Origin of the sequence: Planktothrix sp. FACHB-1355 (assembly GCF_014748295.1) — a bacterium.
Lineage (GTDB): Bacteria > Cyanobacteriota > Cyanobacteriia > Cyanobacteriales > Aerosakkonemataceae > Aerosakkonema > Aerosakkonema funiforme_A.
The window spans coordinates 1-2,976 of sequence record NZ_JACJUP010000921.1; the positions used below are offsets into that span (position 1 = coordinate 1).

The 2,976-nt window shown below is 43.2% G+C and carries 2 protein-coding genes; one reads left to right on the forward strand and one right to left on the reverse strand.

Features of this window, described 5'->3' with window-relative positions:
• On the forward strand, positions 1 to 767 hold a 767-nt coding region (locus tag H6S82_RS26990), incomplete at its 5' end, for a hypothetical protein (protein ID WP_347339549.1).
• A gap of 52 nt (positions 768 to 819) precedes the next feature.
• Here H6S82_RS26990 and H6S82_RS26995 read toward each other — a convergent pair.
• Positions 820 to 2,808, reverse strand: a complete 1,989-nt coding sequence (locus tag H6S82_RS26995; protein ID WP_190461554.1) for a family 10 glycosylhydrolase — start codon at positions 2,806 to 2,808, stop codon at positions 820 to 822.
• Positions 2,809 to 2,976 lie beyond the last annotated feature (168 nt).

Sequence of the window (2,976 nt, forward strand, 5' to 3'; positions counted from 1 at the left end):
CGCTGGTTCTCTCCGGAGTTACCTTGTTGTGCTTGTTAGCGATCGCTCTTTTGCAAGTGCCCCATTTAAACCAACTCCTGTCTAAATCAAAAAATGCCTCAGAAGCAGAATTAAAAAAGGAGGTAGAGACAGAAAGAGTCCGCTTGAATTTGATTAAAAATCTTCCTTCTTTGGGTTTTAATAATTTAATTGCCGATTGGGTAATGCTTAACTTTTTACAGTACTTTGGTGACGATCCTGCACGCGATCGAACGGGATACGAACTGAGTTCGCAATACTTTGATATTATCATAGACCGAGATCCAAGGTTTTTCGACTCATATGTTTTTCTATCTACCAGCGTTACGCTGTACGCAGGCAAACCAGAAAAATCTGTGGCTTTAATGGAAAAAGGATTGAAGTCACTCTCTCCCCAATTGCCTGGAAAATATTATTATGTTTGGCGCTATAAAGGAATAGATGAATTACTCTTTTTAGGGAAACCAAAAGCAGCCAAACGCTCCTTTGAAATGGCGGCGCAGTGGGCTCGCCTTCGTTCCGATCCGGAAAGCCAAAATGTAGCCACCCTTTCTGAAAGAACGGCTAGTTTTTTGTCTAAAAACCCCAACAGCAAGTTAGCGCAAGCGGGTGCTTGGTCTATGGTATTGGGGAATGCTGTAGACGATCGCGTCCGCAAGCTTGCTATTAGCCGTATTGAAGCGCTAGGTGGTAAGGTAAATATCACCCCTGAAGGAAGAGTTGAAGTTACCCTGCCAAAAACAGATTAATCTCCCTTCTGATTAATTGTTCCAAATCGACTACTAACACAATAACTAATGACTAAAAACTAATGACTACCCCCGCACTTTCATTACCCATCCTATCCACCGCGCACAAAGCATAAGTTCCCGGTTCAACAGCAGCAACATTTGTCGCCGCCGAAAAAACTTTCAGCAGCGTCCACGTACTGCCATTTTGCTGATAAAGAGTCCAAGAACGAATATCTGCATTGTTGGTAGCGTTCCAATTTAGCTTACCATCTTTGACGATCGCTCCCGTTGGTACAGTCGGCGGTGCAGCATCTATCCACTGCATTATCGGTACTAATGCAGGTTGGGCATAAATTGATTTTTTGAGAGCATCAGCAATGCCCAAACGATTTTGTAATAAATCCTTCATACTATAAAAAACATTCCCCAAAGAAAGACGATCGCTCAAACTGCGACTAATCTCAACTTGTCTGGTAATTTCCGCAACCGTCCAGCTTTTTCCATCCAGCAATCCCAGCTTATTACCAGTATAAATATGTTTGCCCTTCGGGTTATTTTCAGTCCACCATTTTAGCAAAACTGGATAACTTTGTGCTGGCGGATCGATCCGCCAGTAAAGTTGTGGCGATAAATAATCAACCCAACCTTGTTCTAGCCATTTCTTCGAGTCTGAATAAAGTTCGTTATAAGCATCCAGTCCGCGAATTTGAGCAGGTTGTCCGGGACGATAAATTCCAAATGGGGCAATCCCAAACTTAACATAAGGCTTTTCGGCGTGGATTCCATCAGCCAGACGACGCACCATTTGATTAGTATTTTCGCGTCGCCAGTCACCTAAAGAAAGTTGCCCTCCGCTTTTTTGATAAGCAGCGTAAGAGTTGCCATCCGGGAAAGTTTGACCCGCAATCGGATAGGGATACCAATAGTCATCGATTTGAATGCCGTCTACATCATAGCGACGCACAACATCGAGAATTACGTTGTAAGTCCAGTCCCGCACAATTGCAATTCCTGGGTCTACCCAAAGTTCGTTGCCATATTTGCAAACAACTTCAGGATGAGTAACTGTAATGTGAGGGGCGACATTCGGTGATGGTGATGTGGATGTTCTGACCCGGTAGGGGTTGAACCAAGCATGAAGTTCAATATTGCGCTTATGGCTTTCTGTGATGACAAACTCCAGGGGGTCGTAAAATGGTTCTGGAGCTTTGCCTTGTATTCCTGTTAGCCAAGCACTCCAAGGTTCCAATTTAGAGTAATAAAAAGCATCCCCTTCTACGCGCACTTGTAAAATTAAAGCGTTGAAGTTTAGCGCTTGTATAAGATCGAGTATCGCGATCAGTTCGGCTTTCTGTTGGGCAACTGAAAGAGCCTGTTTTGAAGGCCAATCAATGTTCCAACCCGTTGTCACCCATACACCGCGAAATTCCCTTCTGTGGCTAACGCTGACTGTTTTTCGCAGTGTAACTATATATTTTGATGGAATGGGAGTTACCTGTTTCAGATAAACTAAAGCTTGATAAATAAAAGTCGCCACCTCGCCACGAGTAGCAAACTCAAGCGGTCTGAGCATTTGCAAAGTAGGATAGTTAACCACCATATCTGCGCTGGTAGCGATCGCTATCTTATCCCTGGCATAACTGGGAATAAAATTAGCATCTTGATAAATTTTTGGCAGTTCTGCATTGAGATTAACTGTAGTGGTAATTCCCAAACCGCTAACCAACGAAATGAGAGCTTGTACCCTAGTAATCTTATCTTCAGGACGGAAGCGCCCGTCGGGATAACCGGATAAAAACTCAGTTTCGTAAGCTTTTTTTATGGCAGCCGCAGCCCAGTAATTAGAACCGACATCCACAAAAGGTACATATTTTCGCTTCCCAGGTATTGGAAAAGCTTTTACTACAATTGCCGCAAACTCAGCGCGAGTCATAGCTTGATTGGGTCGAAAAGTTTTGTCGGGAAAACCGCTAACAATGCCGCGCTGTACTAAACCTTCAATAAATAAGCGTGCCCAATGATTTTGAATATCGGAGAAACCAGTCAGGGAAGTTACCATATACAACTAAATTTAGAGTCGGTGCATCTGCTCGATCGATCGCAGGATACGTAATGTATACCAACTCTAAATACAACTACCCGGATATTTGCCAATTAAAGATGAGAATTGGGCATAGGGCATTGACGATCGAAAATTATGAATTTTGAGCAACGAGTTTTTTATTCA